This is a genomic window from Aquirufa esocilacus, from assembly GCF_042715595.1.
GTDB lineage: Bacteria > Bacteroidota > Bacteroidia > Cytophagales > Spirosomataceae > Aquirufa > Aquirufa esocilacus.
The window spans coordinates 530,786-546,061 of the sequence record NZ_JBBKXX010000003.1; the positions used below are offsets into that span (position 1 = coordinate 530,786).

Consider the following 15,276-nt stretch of genomic DNA (forward strand, 5'->3'; position numbering starts at 1 on the left):
CGATAACCTTTGAAAAATCTCGTCTTATTTGCGTCTGGTTCGGGTTCTAATGCCGAAAAAATCATCGAACATTTCAAAGGATCCGATCAGGTTCGCATCACTCATATTTACTGCAATAACCCGTCAGCGGGGATTATTCAGCGAGCTGAGCGATTAGGCATACCGTGTCGCGTGTTTGACAGAGAATCCTACAAGAACGGAACGGTGTTAAAAGAAGTTCAATCGCTCAGGACAGATTGGATTATTTTGGCGGGTTTTTTATGGTTAATCCCGGCTGATTTTGTGAAAGCTTTCCCTCAACGTATTGTGAATATTCACCCAGCTTTACTGCCTAAATTTGGCGGAAAAGGCATGTATGGCCATTTTGTACACGAAGCGGTGGTGGCTGCTGGCGAAAAAGAATCAGGGATTACGATTCATTACGTGAATGAGCATTATGATGAGGGAGCAACTATCTTCCAGAGTTCATTCCCGGTTTTACCGAGTGATACTCCAGAAGATGTCGCTAAAAAAGGCCAGGTATTAGAGCACCGGGATTTCCCTAAGGTGATCGAATCGCTTGTTTTACCAGCCACCTCCTAACACGCGGTATAAATTAATCGCGCGCATCCATTGATTTCTCGAAATTTCTAAGAGCTCTAACTCGGATCGCAAGGCGTTTTGTTGTGCTGTTAGCACTTCTAAATAGCTTGCATTCGCGGTCAAAAAGAGAGTTCCCACCGTATTGATAGCCCCTTTCGTTAAGAGCACCTCTCGTTGTTTTAGCTGCTGTTGTTTTTGTAAATAGGCCAAAGATTTTACCTGCGTATCCCACTCTAAATAGCCTTTCACCAGCGCATTTTGATACGCAATATCTTGCCATTTCCATTGGGATTCAGATCGCAACATCTCCGCCGTAATCGCCGAACGATTTAACCAAGGCATCGTAATTCCTCCTAACAACTGATACGCCATAGAGGCCGGCAATTGAAACAGATAGGCAGGCTGAAATCCCTGAACGCCTAGAATCCCTGACAGAACAATGGACGGTTTTAGTGCCAAAGAGGCACTTTCTTTCGTCTCCAACGCAGCCATCAGATTTAACTTTGCTTGTTTAATGTCTGGTCTGCGCTCTAATTGATCAATCTTCACTCGCGCAAACAAGCTACTGTCCAATGCACATTGAAAAGGGAATTTCGACCGAAATATGGGCGCGTTCGGTTTATTTAATAACAAGCGAATCTCATTCTCTAAACTCGTCATTTGCTGCAAAACACCTCCTTCTTGTGCACGGGAATTTAACAACTGAGCCTCTAATTGTTGCACCGCGGACTCATTCACCGCGCCGGCTTCTTTCTGTACTTGGACAAGTTCGAAGGCTTTGCGTTGAATTTCAATATTGGTTTTCAAAATATCGAGTTCCTTATCAAGCGCAATTAACTGCCCATAAGCGCCCGCCACTTCTGCGACCAGCAACGTTATGAGCCATTGCTGACCAGACTCGGTAGCTAAATACCGGAGGGCGCTGGCCTTTTTTCGTTTGGCTAACTTACCCCAAATATCTAATTCCCATGCCGTCTGCACCCCTATTTGCAGGTCTGGCAAATGTTCCGGAATAATCTGGTCCCGGGTAATATTGGTAGAGAACTGCGTATCGTAATTCCCCACGCCATCCATCGTATATTTTCCAAAACGCCTCAAACTAGGCTGAACTAGCCCACTGACGGTTGGCTTACGCAGTCCTCTTTGGTAACCAAATTCTGACTTCGCCATGCCTACCTGCAAAAAGCCCTGCTTGATGTCATTGCTTCGGACTAAAACCGAATCAATTAGTTGAACTAAGAGCGAGTCTCGCTTCCAACATTCCTGAATACCTGACACGGAGAATTGCTCCTTTTCAGACCGATACGTATCTAATTCTGCATTTATCTTACGCTGCTCACGCATGAGTCCATTCGTGCACGAGGCTAATGCCAGCCATAAACCGACGATATATATCCTATTTTTCATTTTTAGACCATTTAGCCGAGAGTGATGCGAACACCACATATAACCCCGGAATAACTAACAAACCTCCTACTGTTCCTAAAATCATACCCCCAGCAGACGCCGTACCAATCGTCCGGTTTCCAATGGCTCCCGCACCGGAGGCAATCATCAACGGAATTAATCCAGCCACAAAGGCAAAAGAGGTCATCAAAATGGGACGCAAACGAGAGAAAGCACCCTCTTTGGCCGCCTCAATAATGGAAGCACCTTCCTTTTGTTTCGCAATCGCAAACTCCACAATCAAGATCGCGTTTTTTCCTAATAAACCGATGAGCATGACCAGCGCCACTTGCGCGTAAATGTTATTTTGTAGGCCAAATACATACAAGAACGCATAGGTTCCCATCGCTCCCATGGGAAGGAAAAGCAAAACGGGGAAGGGCAACAGAAAGGATTCGTATTGTGCTGCCAGCAATAAATAGACAAAAAGCAAGCAGATGGCAAAGATGAAAATCGCCTGGTTTCCAGCTAAATCCTCTTCCCGTGTCATCCCAGACCATTCGAGCGTAAAACCTCGAGGCAAACTCTTTAAGGCCTCCGCCCGAATGATGTCTAACACGGCTCCAGAAGAAAATCCAGGGGCAGGTTCGCCATTGACCATCGCTGAAGTAAACATGTTATAGCGCGTAAATTGCTCCGGTCCATACACCCGCTTCATCTTGACGAAAGAGGAATAAGGAACCATTTCTCCAGATTTATTTTTCGCATAAAACTTCAGCACATCATCTGGATGCGCGCGGTAACGCGGATCCACTTGGACCATCACTTTGTACATTTGGCCAAAGCGAATAAAGTTCGTCGCATAAAAACTACCTAGCAGCGTTTGCAAGTTATCCATGGCAGGGAGGACATTCACCCCTTTTTGGGCGGCAGCCTCCTGATCCACTTCTAACATATATTGGGGGAAGCTAGGGTCGAAACTGGAGAAGGTATTTTGAATCGCTGGGGTCTCGTTGAGTTTTTTGGCAAAATCATTCGAAACCGCAGCCAACTTTTGAAGATCTCCAGAACCACTTCGATCCTGAATTCTAAATTCAAAACCAGAGGCATTTCCAAAACCAGGAACGGCCGGCGGAGGGAAAAACTGAATACTCGCGTCCTTAATTCCACTGGTTTTCGACCGAATAATCTCCGTTAATTCATCTACCGTCTCCTTTCGCTCCTCCCATGGTTTCAAGGTAATAATACCCGTGCCATAGGAGGCTCCAGAACCATCCGTCAATAAACTAAACCCTGCTAAGGTGGAAAAGGACTCAATGGCATCCACCCCTTTAATGGATTTAAATACCTGATCCATCACCCCTTCCGTCCGCTCTAAGGTAGCCCCTGCCGGAGTAGTTGCATTCACATAAAGCGTTCCTTGGTCTTCAGAAGGAATAAATCCACTAGGCACAATCCCAGACAAAATCACCGTTCCTACAACAGAACCGAGTAAAATCAGCCACATCAGCAATCGCTTGCTGATCAAAGCCCCTACCCATACGAGGTATTTTTGAGCGATTTGATCGTAACGCTGATTAAAGGCATGGAAGAATTTTCCAAGCACGTTATTTTGATTGTGCTCTGGCTTTTTCAACAATAACACACAAAGTGCGGGAGTCAAAGTCAAGGCCGTTAAGCCCGATAAGGCAATTGATATCGCCATCGTAACAGAAAACTGCCGGAAGAAAACACCAATCGGACCAGAAAGAAAGGCCACCGGCACAAACACCGCACCCATCACAAGCGTAATCGCTAAAATTGCGCCTGAAATCTCCTGCATTGCCTCTTGCGTGGCGGCGAGAACGGGCATATCTTTTTCCTCCATTTTGGCATGAACCGCTTCTACCACGACAATGGCATTATCCACCACAATACCGATGGCTAAAACTAAAGAGAACAAGGTCAACAAGTTAATGGAGAACCCGAAAGCTAACATAAACGTGAACGTTCCTACTAAAGAAACAGGCACTGCAATAATCGGGACTAAAGTCGCCCGCCAGTCTTGCAAGAAAATAAACACGACGAGAGCGACTAATAAAAAGGCTTCCAATAAGGTCTTGATCACCTCGTGAATCGAAGCATCCAAGAAACGAGATACGTCATAGGAGATTGTAAAGCCCATTCCTGGGGGGAAGGTTGTCGTCTTCAATTCGGCTAAGCGATTCTTCACATTCTCGATTACTTCTGCTGCATTCGAACCGGGACGTTGCTTCAATAAGATCGCCGCAGAAGGTCGACCATTTTCTTTCGAAAGTACATCGTAATCCAAGGATCCAAACTCGACTTCTGCTACATCTTTCAAGCGCAAAATCTGTCCCGTCTCCGTCGCTTTAATCACTAAATTCTCATATTCTGCTACCTGCGTAAACTTCCCCGTGTAACGCATGACATACTGCAATGCCTGCGGGTGCTTTCCGGAACTCTCTCCTATTTTTCCCGGGGCCGCTTCCACGTTTTGATTACGCAAAGCCTGAATCACATCTTCAGCTGATAATTTATAGGCGAACAAGCGATCTGGATGTAACCAAATACGCATGGCGTACTCTCTTTGGCCCATAATATCTGCGAAACCTACCCCATCAATTCGCTTTAACTCTGGAAGCACATTGATATCCGCGAAATTGTAAATAAACTTCTCGTCGATATCCGAATCCTCGCTCAACAAATTCACATACAGCAACATACTATTTACCTCTTTCTCCGTGATTACCCCCGCTTTAATGACCTCTTCGGGTAATTCATCTAATACGGTCTGAACCCGCGTTTGAACGTTTACCGCTGCCACATCGGGATCAGTTCCTACTTCGAAATAGACCTGAATAATACTGGTTCCATCGTTACCTGAAACGGACGTCATGTAGGTCATACCGGCTACACCGTTGATGGCGCGCTCGAGGGGCGTCACCACGGCCTTTGCACATACTTCCGCATTAGCACCGGTGTACTTTGTGGTCACGGTTACCGCCGGAGGAACAATATCTGGGAACTGAGTAATGGGCAATTGCTTCATGGCAATAACCCCTAAAATCACGATAAAAATCGATACGACGATCGACAATACCGGTCTAGTGATGAATTGTTGTACCATGTTACAGTGCTTTATAATCCGTTAATAATTGGCGCATTGGCTTGAAAGTTGACTTGATTTTTTGCCCCTGCTTCACCAATTGAATTCCCTCAATCAATACCGTATCCTTTGCTGAAAATCCCGTTTTAACTAAGTAGAAATGCGGAATGCGTAAGTCTGGAACGATACTTTTCATCTTGACTATTCCTGCTGCATCTTTCACGAAAACATAACTCTTCTCCTGAATTTCGAAAACTGATTTTTGGGGAATGGCCCAATAGCCAGCGACCTTCTTAGGTAATTGCACTTTTCCTGAAGCCCCATGGCGTAGGAGTTTAGTCGGATTAGTAAAACGGGCACGAAATGCGATATTTCCCGTATTCTTATCGAATTCTCCTTCGATTGTTTCCACTATGCCCTTTTGCGGATAGTGCTCACCATTCGCTAATACCAGGTCCACGCTCGCCGCTTTATTTACCCCGCCTTGCTCACTAAACGCCAAGTATTCCTGTTCCGAAACATTGAAATAAGCGTATACGTTTTGATTATCGGAAAGCGTCGTTAACAAGGTGCCTTCATCTACTAAGCTACCCCGCTTGAAGGGCAATCGATCCACGATTCCATCAAAAGGCGCTCGAATATTCGAGTGTTCTACTTTTAATTCTGCTGCACTCACATGGGCTAAAGCCTCCTCTCGTTTCGCTTTAAGACCATCCACTTTCGCCAGTGAAATAGCTAATTGGTTTTTCGAGATCACATTTTTATCGACTAGTAAGCGCGTGTTGACTAGTGTCAATTCTTCTGCTTTTAACTCTGCCGAAGCTTGGCTCAAAACCGCTTTCGCCCGAGCTAAGTCAGCCACGTATTCCTGGCTATTAATCGTGAACATGATCTGACCTTTTTTAACCTGCTTCCCCTCATCCACTAATATGCGGTCTAAATACCCCTTGACGCGGGCTCGTATTTCTACGTTTTGGACCGCATGAATGTCCGCCACAAATTCCTGGCGAATCGTGGTATCTAATGAGATGGGAGAAGACACTTCTAACGTTTGTATTTCCACTGTCTCGTCTTTTTTAGCCGTGCAGGCTGCTAAAAGCAATAATCCCAAAAGGTATCTTGTCATAACTACTTAGTTTGGTCTTCCTCCATGTTGCTTGTAGGAAGACGGTTTCGTTTTAAAGGTATCCACCCAATCAATATTAGGCGTATTTACTTGGTACTTAGGGGTTTGATTACGAGGTTTCTGTTCTTTTACTTCCACCTTTTTCTCCATCTGTACATTATCTTTCAATGTCCTGTTTATCTGATTTTTATAGTGCTTACCCTGAGCCATTCCTATAAAAACGACACAGACGAACATAGACGCTAAGGCGTATATTTTCATATCGATTTTTGTATGCGGCAAAGCATACGTTACAAGAAGATTTTATGATTTTGTTTCAATAAGGCACGCGTATTATGCGATGCGGGGAGGGGGAATCACTTGCTCTAAAAGCACTTGTAAGGCGGACTGACTATACTGATCACTAATTGATTTATCAGTATAACTATCGTTTTGATTTAGGTCTAGTTTTGGACCAAAATCTTCACTCGCAAAAAAATCATCCGATCCATCTTCTTCCAAAGAATCTTCGAATGACATCTCTAGAGAGAGGCTACTCTTTTCGACCCATGTATCTAGCGCTAACGAAAGTCCATCCTTCGTTAAAAGACAACATACTAACAAGAAATAAACAAGTATTCCTCTGATCATTACTTACTCTTTAATTTCTTCGTAGGGAACATAATCGCCCCCCACATCATCCGTTTTAGCTTTCGTTTTAGGTGGTACATAATCCACATCAATTGTGCCCTCTTTGCGAGATTTCGAAGCAGCTTGCTTCGAACGAATATCTTGCTCAGACATCTTTTTATGCACCTGCGTAATGACATAACCCTTCATCAAAAAACGAAGTAAGGGAATCACCACATAGTATAAAACTAAACCGAGCGCAATAAGTTTTAACATCTTATCTACTTAGATATAAATTTCGTTCACCATACACTTTACGGAAGAAATCATCCTTCAAATCATCAATGAAATAGATCGCTTCACCCGTCGACTTCATTTCGGGTCCTAATTCCATATTTACGTTCGGAAATTTACTGAAAGAAAAGACAGGAATCTTGATTGCGTATCCTTTCTTGACCGGTTTGAAATTGAAATCTTTCACCTTCTTGTCACCTAACATTACCTTCGTCGCGTAATTCACATAAGGCTCTTGGTAAGCTTTGCAAATGAATGGAACGGTACGAGAAGCACGTGGGTTCGCTTCAATAATGTATACCACTTCGTCTTTCACGGCGAACTGGATGTTTAATAGACCTTTGGTCTTCAAAGCCACCGCAATTTTACGCGTGTGATCTTCGATTTGCTTCATTACATTTTCCGATAAATCGAATGGAGGCAAGACCGAGTGAGAGTCACCTGAGTGAATACCCGCTGGCTCAATGTGCTCCATCATTCCGATGATGTACACGTCTTCGCCATCGCAGATCGCATCTGCCTCCGCCTCGATCGCGTTCTCTAAGAAGTGATCTAATAAAATTTTATTTCCTGGGATATCGCGCAAGATATCCACTACGTGTTGCTCTAATTCTTGCTCGTTGATCACGATTTTCATCGACTGACCACCTAATACATACGATGGACGAACTAATAAGGGGTAACCTAATTCGCGACCTAAAACCACTGCATTATCCGCATCTTCACATACTCCGAATTTAGGGTATGGAATATCCAAGTCTTTCAACAGACTCGAGAACGCACCGCGATCTTCCGCTAAATCCAAGGCCTCGAACGACGTTCCTAGGATTTTGATACCATATTTAGAAAGCTTTTCGGCTAATTTCAAGGCTGTTTGGCCTCCTAATTGAACGATAACGCCTTCTGGCTTTTCGTGTTGAATGATATCGTATACGTGTTCCCAGAATACCGGTTCGAAGTATAATTTATCTGCTATGTCAAAGTCTGTCGAAACTGTTTCTGGATTCGAGTTGATCATAATCGTCTCGTAACCCGCTTCTTTTGCGGCTAATACGCCGTGCACACACGAGTAGTCAAACTCAATCCCTTGACCGATACGGTTAGGACCTGAACCTAAAACGACTACTTTTTTCTTTGTCGATGAAACTGATTCGTTATCTAACACCGCCGATGCTCCTTCTTGACCAAATGTCGAGTAGTAATACGGTGTCTTCGCTTCAAATTCTGCCGCACAGGTATCTACACATTTGTAAATACGCTTGATGCCTACCGCATTACGCTTATCGTATACCTCTGATTCCAGGCAACGTAAGGTGTGGGCGATTTGGCGATCTGCGAAACCTTTGTGCTTTGCTTCTTCTAATAAAATCGTCGGGATATTGTGGATCGAGTATTTCTCCATCTCTTTTTCCACACGCACTAGATCTTCGATTTGGTTCAAGAACCATTTGTTGATCTTTGTTAATTGCTGAATCGTTTTGAACGAAATACCCATTTTAAAGGCATCGTAGATATGGAATAAACGGTTCCAAGACGGGTTCGCCAGAGAGTACAAAATGGCATCTTGATCGCGCAATTCTTTTCCATCCGCACCCATTCCATTGCGCTTAATCTCAAGAGATTGACACGCTTTTTGTAAGGCTTCTTGGAAATTACGGCCGATACCCATCGTTTCACCTACGGATTTCATTTGCAATCCTAGTGTGCGATCTGCACCTTTGAATTTGTCAAAATTCCAACGCGGCACTTTCACAATCACATAGTCTAAAGCCGGCTCAAAATAAGCAGACGTCGTTCCCGTAATCGCATTCGTTAATTCATCTAAATTATAACCGATCGCCATTTTCGCAGCGATCTTCGCAATCGGATATCCGGTTGCTTTAGAGGCCAAAGCCGAAGAGCGAGACACCCGTGGGTTAATCTCGATCGCGATAATTTCATCTGTTTCCGGATTCAACGAGAACTGAACGTTACATCCACCTGCAAACTGACCGATGGCATTCATCATGTTGATGGCCATGTCACGCATGCGTTGGTAGATTGTATCTGGAAGCGTCATCGCTGGCGCTACCGTGATCGAATCCCCCGTGTGAATACCCATTGGATCGAAGTTTTCGATCGAACAGATAATGATCACGTTGCCTAAATTATCGCGTAAAAGTTCTAATTCATATTCTTGCCAACCCATGATGGATTGCTCCACTAACACCTCATGCGTAGGGGAGGCATGCAAACCTTTGTTCAAGGCAGCATCAAAATCTTTCGGATCGTGCACGAAACCTCCACCAGTTCCACCTAAGGTAAACGATGGGCGAATCACTAACGGGAATCCCGTTTCTTGTGCAATCTCTTTTCCTTCCAGGAATGAACGAGCTGTACGTCCTTTACACACACCCACCCCGATTTCTAACATCTTCAAACGGAATTTCTCGCGATCCTCCGTCGTTTCGATGGCTTTGATATCCACACCGATGATGCGCACACCATATTTGGCCCAAATCCCAGCCGCATCACAATCAATCGCTAAGTTCAAAGCTGTTTGACCTCCCATCGTAGGCAAAACGGCATCCACTTTATGATTCTCTAAGATGTGAATGATCGACGCTTTCTCTAAAGGCTTCAAATACACGTGATCCGCGTTCATCGGATCGGTCATGATCGTCGCCGGATTCGAGTTAATCAAGATCACCTCGATGCCCTCTTCCCTCAGGGAACGAGCGGCTTGGGAACCAGAGTAGTCGAATTCACAAGCTTGACCGATCACAATAGGACCAGAACCAATAATTAGGACGGATTTAATCGAGGAATCTTTTGGCACAGGGGGTATAAATTAAATTCTGAAAGGATATGTGTTTTTTGGCTTGCTTGGGTAAGCTCCAAAATTGTGCAAAGTTAGCGTTTTAAGGTCGATTTGCAAAATAAAAAATAGACTTTCGTTAAGGTTCGGCAGAACCCGAAAATTCCCTTATTTTTGACAACAAATTGTAGAAATCGTGATAAAAATACTCGTTGCTTTTGATGAAAACCGGGTCATTGGAAAAAACAATGAACTGATTTGGCATTTGCCGGCAGATCTGAAAAGATTCAAGGCCTTAACCACGGGTCACGTGATTATCATGGGGCGCAAAACCTACGATTCCATTGGAAAGCCCCTACCTAATCGCACCACGATTGTTATTTCACGCACGCCCGGTCTACAAATCGAAGGCGTCATCTGCACGACTTCCATCGAAGAGGCCATCTTAAAAGCAAAATCGTTAAGCCGCGAAGACATTTTCATCGTGGGTGGCGCAGAGATTTATGCGCTTTCTTTAGCGGTGGCGGATCAAATTTTAGTTACTCAACTACATGATATTTTCGAGGGAGACGCCTTTTTCCCTGAAATTTCGGCGGATCAATGGACGGTAACGGAAAGAGAACGCGGGGTGACGGATGAGAAAAACACCTACCAATACAGCTATTTGACCTATAGCAGAATATGATTCACAAAATCGACTTAAGTGCTGAAGCGATTTCGATCGACCCCTACTACCAATTCTTGCAGGATCCGGTGGCAGGTGGCATTTGTCTGTTTATAGGGACCATCAGAAATAAGAATCAAGGAAAAGACGTCAAGGCTTTGACGATGGAAGCTTACCCTCCCATGGCATTGAAGCAAATCGAATTATTATGCGATCAAGCGGCCTTGCAATGGCCCATCGAGCGTATCGCTTTAGTACATAGAACGGGTCCTTTGGAAATCGGAGATATTGCCGTATTGATTGGAGTAACTTCCGTACACCGAGCAGAAGCTTTCAAAGCCTGCGAATGGTTGATTGATACCTTGAAACAAGAAGTGCCTATTTGGAAAAATGAATTCTATGAGGACGGCTCATCCTGGCTAGTTCCCCATCCCTGAGACCATCAGGCTGCAGCCGCGCATTTCGGAATTATCGAAGCGGCCTAGTACTTTAAATCGGATCCCATCGTCTTCTAAGGAGCCTAAATCCCTTGTTTCGATAAATGAACAGGAATCGACATTGCCTAAATCAGCCACTTTAATCCCACCCGTTTTATGCGGCTGCGTCACTAAAGCAAACGGATCGCCCACCTCCCGCAAACACACCCGCATCGTATAAGCCGGGGTAAATACTCCATTAGATTTCGCATATCCTTGGGAAAACAGTTCGGTCATTCCATATTCAGAGGCGATCGAATCCAGTCCCATCTTCTCTTGTAAATAGGCGTGCACCTTATCGCGAATCCACTCCTCGCGGCGACCTTTCATCCCGCCCGTCTCCATCACAATCAAGCGATCTTTGTGCTCTTGTAAGAAAAACAAATCAATACCCGAATCCACTAAATCCAATAAACCAAAGGTCACACCCATCAACCAAACTTTCTTGTCGGTCGCCAAGGCTTGACGCAAAGCTTGCACCAGCTCCTCATACTGATTCAAATAAAAACCAGACAAGTCTGACCCCGACGACTTGATGAAATGATCCATCATGAATACCAGCGAGGAAGTAGAACGCTCTAAATACGAGGGCAACAAGGCAAAAATATGGTAATCGCTCAAAGGGCCGTATTCACGCTCAAAGGCGATTTTCGAAATTTCCTGGTAGAATCCTGGATCACAAACGGGGTGTTTGGAGGGGATTTGACCGGTCGTTCCGGAACTTTCAAAAGAGAATAAAACGGGCTCAGAACCGGTTAACACTTGGTGATTTTTGAATAATTCAATCGGCAAAAAAGGGATCTGCGTCCAATGCTCCACCTTTTCTGGCAATACACCGGATAGTTGAACATATTGCTGATAGAGTGGATTATAGGCATACTGAAAACGAAACACATCCAAAGCAAGCGCGTCAAAATCAGCTGCCTGCATGTGCAAGACCCGACTTTTTAAACTTTCCCTTTCTTGTGCGATCGTTTGATCCATTTGATTTAACCTGATGTAGCGCAAAATTAACGCAAATCATTAACTTTACTGTTGAAAATTTCAATGAATCGATGCGGAAATTAGCCGGAGTTGTAGCAATTGTATTACTAGGTTTAGGTGCTTGTGTGCAAGAACCTAGCTTTAGCTCTACACCTGCGATTTCATTTAAGTCGATTCAAAAGATCACGAAATCAAGTAATGACGGTTTTGGAGGAACGACGAAAATTGATTCAGTCATCATGAGCATCAACTTCCAAGATGCGGAAGGCGATTTAGGACTAACCGAAGCTCAGTTAAAATCGGATCCTAAGTACAAGGATTTTCGCAATTTCGAAGTAGCGGTCATGTTGCAAAAGAATGGAGTCTTTATTCCTATCACGTTCACACCGGCACTTGGGGGCTTGATGAATTTCAATTTCAAGCCGAATCAAAAAGCAGGTCCCATCGAAGGTAGCATCGATTATTCAACACAATTTGTGTACGCTTTCTACAAGGGATACAGCCCGCAGTTTACGGCCAAGAATGATACGTTGAAATTTAAGATTTTCATTCGGGACAACGCTTTCAACCAAAGCAACACGATTGAAACGGAACCGATCATCATCTTTAAAGACTAAAGCCCTTTGAGTTTTTTGTAGGCTTCCGGCTGAAGTCTATACGTAAACATCCGCTGATCTTGCTCATCTAATTGGATATCCAATATTTCTTGATCCACAAAAATCAAACCCAGCATCTTGGTGAAGTTCTCTATTAATTTCGCCCTAAACTGCCTTTGGGATTCCGGGGAACTTTTGTGTTTGCCAAAAAAAGCAATTATTTGATGACCGTTAACGAACCCTTGTTCGTAATTCAAAATCAAGAAATCTAGGAATAGCCGTTCGTTTGCCCCTAACATAAAGCGAATAGACTTCTTCAGTTTATTTCGTCTAACGCGTCGGAAAATTTCAAACACTAATCCAACGACTAAACCAGCCCCTAATACCATTAATAATATGGAGAAATCCTCGACCCAAGATCCCTCATCCAACGTTCCGATATATTCTGCTTCGTTTAATAAGGTTTTGATAGAAACCACCGTATGACCAGGCTCATCCATCGACGCTTTCACTAAATTATTAGACCAGACTAATGAGTCCCCACTGACGTGCATGTAGGCCTCCGTATCATCTCCGCGCTGTGCATTCAAATAGATTCGATGCGGGTTTTTCCATTGATATACTTTAAAATTATCTTCTAAATCAATGAAAAACATGGTATCGTACGCAAATTCCTTATTGGGTTTATCAGAAATAATAAAGTACCTACCATTAAAAACGAATGGTTTTGTCTCCTTAGAGTCTAAGAAGTTCAAAACGATTTCTAATTTAATTTCCCCTAAACGAGTGAATTTTTGATTAAAGAAATCATATTCATATATGCCATAATCGCGATTGAAAGCCGTCTTCTTTTCCGTATCATTCATATCTACCGTACTCAACAGGTAGAAACGATCCTTTTTAGGAGAATACCCAGCCATACCATCAAAAATGGAGGCAGGAACATCTCCATCGGCAGCAATGCTTAACCATTCTTTGGCAACAAAATCGTATTTAGTGATCAAATTCGTCGATTTCCAAAAACCATACCCCCCAAAAGAATAGATATCATCTCCCCGCATAAAAACACTGCTCTTACAGTTAGCTCCCCTAAAGAAGGTTTGATCCAAGCGTTTTAATGACCAAGTTGATTTATCTAATTGATACACTTGACCGGTGCAATGAATAGTGAGGTAGTAGGTAGAAGATTGATTGATCTGAAATTCATGAATGCCCTCAGCAGCCGGCAAGATATCCCCGTAATCCACGTTGACAGCCTTAATTGTATCTAACTTCACCCAACCTGTTGTCGGCTTATAGCGCTCAATAGTATGTGTCTTTAAATGCAACCGCAAAAAACTAGTCGACTTATCCTCTTGCCACTTAATATACTGAGCCTGCGCCGTAAAGCCGATTAGAAGAACAAACAGAAGGAACAGACTCGCTTTTTTTAGCATAGAATTGTGGTTGCGTCCCCAAAAATAACTAATTTTGTAAATTAACAAGTTTATTTAGCACTCCAGGCATGACATTACATAGAGAAGGACGATCCTTATTAATCACATCATTTATTATTGTCATGGCCATTAATGGCTTGTTTGCTTACTTCTTTCCAGAAAACGCTATCTTGAGAGAAACGATTATCGTGATTACGGCCTTATTTTATTTAATCATTTTACAGTTTTTCCGGGTACCTAAGCGCCACACGGTGCTTGACCCTAAAAACATCATTGCTCCAGCAGATGGTAAAGTGGTAGTGATTGAAGAAACGGTGGAGACAGAATATTTCCAAGGCCCACGCCGCCAGGTTTCGATCTTCATGTCACCTATCAATGTGCACGTAAACTTCAACCCGATTTCGGGCATTGTATCTTATTTCAAATACCACCCAGGTAAATTCCTTGTAGCTTGGCACCCGAAATCAAGCACCGAAAACGAGCGTACAACTTACGTAGTGAAACACGAAAATGGAACAGAAGTTCTTTTCCGTCAGATTGCAGGAGCTTTAGCAAAACGGATTTGTTGGTATGCCAAAGAAGGTGATACCGTTATTCAAGGAACAGAATTTGGCTTCATCAAATTTGGTAGCCGTATCGACATCTACTTACCTTTAGATGCAGAAATCTGCGTGAACATCGATGACAAACCAGTAGGTGGCGAAACGGTGATTGCCAGATTAGCCTAGACCCAAGAAGTCCACGACTCCTCGATTAATTCGATAATTTTTTCTAGTCCTTGCTGATCCACTTCAGTAAAGTCTGCTAATTGATCTGAATCTAGATCAAATACGAGTACGACTTCGTCATTCACGATTGCAGGCAAAACAATCTCTGACTTCGAAGCAGACGCACAGGCGATATGCCCAGGAAATACTTCTACATCCGGCACTAAAACCGTTTCTTTTGTCGTATAGGCATGACCGCAAACTCCCTTGTGAAACGGAATTCTCGTGCAAGCCACTGGCCCCTGAAATGGCCCCAAGACTAATTGATTCTCCTTTGTGAGGTAGAAGCCTACCCAGAAAAAGCTAAACACCTCGTGTACCGCCGCAGCAATATTAGCTAGGTTTGCGTATTTGTCTGTTTCTCCGGCTAGGAGCGATTGAATTTGGGGATAAAGCGAAGTGTATTTTTCTGCGCGGGTTCCCTCGATTTTTACTAGATCCTCTGCCATT

15 protein-coding genes are annotated in these 15,276 nt (G+C 43.7%); 5 read left to right on the forward strand and 10 right to left on the reverse strand.

What is annotated here, in order from left to right:
• Positions 1-9 precede the first annotated feature (9 nt).
• On the forward strand, positions 10-582 hold the full coding sequence (gene purN / locus SKC37_RS10925) for a phosphoribosylglycinamide formyltransferase (protein ID WP_130894880.1): 573 nt from the start codon (positions 10-12) through the stop codon (positions 580-582).
• On the opposite strand, the gene SKC37_RS10930 is transcribed toward purN, so the two are convergent.
• The 7 genes from SKC37_RS10930 to carB all read right to left on the reverse strand — a co-directional run bounded on the left by SKC37_RS10930 (position 565) and on the right by carB (position 9,924).
• Positions 565-1,989: a TolC family protein gene (locus tag SKC37_RS10930; protein ID WP_377981504.1), complete on the reverse strand. Its 1,425-nt coding sequence runs from the start codon at positions 1,987-1,989 to the stop codon at positions 565-567. The two genes, purN and SKC37_RS10930, sit on opposite strands and share 18 nt — an antisense overlap.
• A complete protein-coding gene (locus SKC37_RS10935; protein WP_377981505.1) occupies positions 1,979-5,098 on the reverse strand; it encodes an efflux RND transporter permease subunit in 3,120 nt (1,039 codons plus the stop codon). The genes SKC37_RS10930 and SKC37_RS10935 overlap by 11 nt, the downstream gene beginning before the upstream one ends.
• 1 nt (position 5,099) lies before the next feature.
• Complete coding sequence (locus tag SKC37_RS10940; RefSeq protein ID WP_130894877.1) at positions 5,100-6,203, reverse strand: efflux RND transporter periplasmic adaptor subunit; 1,104 nt, start codon at positions 6,201-6,203, stop codon at positions 5,100-5,102.
• Positions 6,204-6,209: 6 nt separating this feature from the next.
• Positions 6,210-6,464 carry a hypothetical protein gene (locus SKC37_RS10945; protein ID WP_130894876.1) on the reverse strand — a complete coding sequence of 85 codons (255 nt, stop codon included), beginning with the start codon at positions 6,462-6,464 and terminating at the stop codon, positions 6,210-6,212.
• 72 nt (positions 6,465-6,536) lie between these two features.
• A complete protein-coding gene (locus SKC37_RS10950; RefSeq protein ID WP_130894875.1) occupies positions 6,537-6,833 on the reverse strand; it encodes a hypothetical protein in 297 nt (98 codons plus the stop codon).
• Positions 6,834-6,836: 3 nt separating this feature from the next.
• The gene (locus SKC37_RS10955) at positions 6,837-7,088 is read right to left on the reverse strand and encodes a hypothetical protein (protein WP_130894874.1); all 252 of its coding nucleotides are present in this window, start codon (positions 7,086-7,088) and stop codon (positions 6,837-6,839) included.
• Between the two features lies 1 nt (position 7,089).
• Positions 7,090-9,924, reverse strand: coding sequence for a carbamoyl-phosphate synthase large subunit (carB, locus tag SKC37_RS10960; RefSeq protein ID WP_377981506.1), 2,835 nt, complete (start codon positions 9,922-9,924; stop codon positions 7,090-7,092).
• 175 nt (positions 9,925-10,099) lie between these two features.
• Between carB and SKC37_RS10965 the strand changes: the two genes are divergently transcribed.
• Both SKC37_RS10965 and SKC37_RS10970 read left to right on the forward strand, forming a co-directional pair.
• A complete protein-coding gene (locus SKC37_RS10965; protein WP_377981507.1) occupies positions 10,100-10,588 on the forward strand; it encodes a dihydrofolate reductase in 489 nt (162 codons plus the stop codon).
• On the forward strand, positions 10,585-11,004 hold the full coding sequence (locus SKC37_RS10970; protein WP_377981508.1) for a molybdenum cofactor biosynthesis protein MoaE: 420 nt from the start codon (positions 10,585-10,587) through the stop codon (positions 11,002-11,004). Before SKC37_RS10965 ends, SKC37_RS10970 begins: the two co-directional genes overlap by 4 nt.
• Here SKC37_RS10970 and SKC37_RS10975 read toward each other — a convergent pair.
• Complete coding sequence (locus SKC37_RS10975; RefSeq protein WP_377981509.1) at positions 10,987-12,027, reverse strand: acyl-CoA synthetase family protein; 1,041 nt, start codon at positions 12,025-12,027, stop codon at positions 10,987-10,989. The two genes, SKC37_RS10970 and SKC37_RS10975, sit on opposite strands and share 18 nt — an antisense overlap.
• A 71-nt stretch (positions 12,028-12,098) precedes the next feature.
• On the opposite strand from SKC37_RS10975, the gene SKC37_RS10980 reads away from it, so the two are divergent.
• Positions 12,099-12,644: a hypothetical protein gene (locus tag SKC37_RS10980; protein WP_377981510.1), complete on the forward strand. Its 546-nt coding sequence runs from the start codon at positions 12,099-12,101 to the stop codon at positions 12,642-12,644.
• Here SKC37_RS10980 and SKC37_RS10985 read toward each other — a convergent pair.
• Positions 12,641-14,059, reverse strand: coding sequence for a hypothetical protein (locus SKC37_RS10985; protein WP_377981511.1), 1,419 nt, complete (start codon positions 14,057-14,059; stop codon positions 12,641-12,643). The two genes, SKC37_RS10980 and SKC37_RS10985, sit on opposite strands and share 4 nt — an antisense overlap.
• Before the next feature lie 68 nt (positions 14,060-14,127).
• Between SKC37_RS10985 and SKC37_RS10990 the strand changes: the two genes are divergently transcribed.
• Complete coding sequence (locus SKC37_RS10990; protein ID WP_377981512.1) at positions 14,128-14,787, forward strand: phosphatidylserine decarboxylase family protein; 660 nt, start codon at positions 14,128-14,130, stop codon at positions 14,785-14,787.
• Here the strand turns inward: SKC37_RS10990 and SKC37_RS10995 are convergent.
• Positions 14,784-15,275 carry a GAF domain-containing protein gene (locus SKC37_RS10995; protein ID WP_377981513.1) on the reverse strand — a complete coding sequence of 164 codons (492 nt, stop codon included), beginning with the start codon at positions 15,273-15,275 and terminating at the stop codon, positions 14,784-14,786. The genes SKC37_RS10990 and SKC37_RS10995 overlap by 4 nt on opposite strands.
• Position 15,276 lies beyond the last annotated feature (1 nt).

Bases quoted from the DNA above. Each gene is read 5' to 3' on its own strand.
- SKC37_RS10930 (WP_377981504.1), bottom strand. From the start codon at position 1,989: ATGAAAAATAGGATATATATCGTCGGTTTATGGCTGGCATTAGCCTCG.
- SKC37_RS10935 (WP_377981505.1), bottom strand. From the start codon at position 5,098: ATGGTACAACAATTCATCACTAGACCGGTATTGTCGATCGTCGTATCG.
- SKC37_RS10940 (WP_130894877.1), bottom strand. From the start codon at position 6,203: ATGACAAGATACCTTTTGGGATTATTGCTTTTAGCAGCCTGCACGGCT.
- SKC37_RS10945 (WP_130894876.1), bottom strand. From the start codon at position 6,464: ATGAAAATATACGCCTTAGCGTCTATGTTCGTCTGTGTCGTTTTTATA.
- SKC37_RS10950 (WP_130894875.1), bottom strand. From the start codon at position 6,833: ATGATCAGAGGAATACTTGTTTATTTCTTGTTAGTATGTTGTCTTTTA.
- SKC37_RS10955 (WP_130894874.1), bottom strand. From the start codon at position 7,088: ATGTTAAAACTTATTGCGCTCGGTTTAGTTTTATACTATGTGGTGATT.
- SKC37_RS10970 (WP_377981508.1), top strand. From the start codon at position 10,585: ATGATTCACAAAATCGACTTAAGTGCTGAAGCGATTTCGATCGACCCC.
- SKC37_RS10975 (WP_377981509.1), bottom strand. From the start codon at position 12,027: ATGGATCAAACGATCGCACAAGAAAGGGAAAGTTTAAAAAGTCGGGTC.
- SKC37_RS10980 (WP_377981510.1), top strand. From the start codon at position 12,099: ATGCGGAAATTAGCCGGAGTTGTAGCAATTGTATTACTAGGTTTAGGT.
- SKC37_RS10985 (WP_377981511.1), bottom strand. From the start codon at position 14,059: ATGCTAAAAAAAGCGAGTCTGTTCCTTCTGTTTGTTCTTCTAATCGGC.
- SKC37_RS10990 (WP_377981512.1), top strand. From the start codon at position 14,128: ATGACATTACATAGAGAAGGACGATCCTTATTAATCACATCATTTATT.
- SKC37_RS10995 (WP_377981513.1), bottom strand. From the start codon at position 15,275: ATGGCAGAGGATCTAGTAAAAATCGAGGGAACCCGCGCAGAAAAATAC.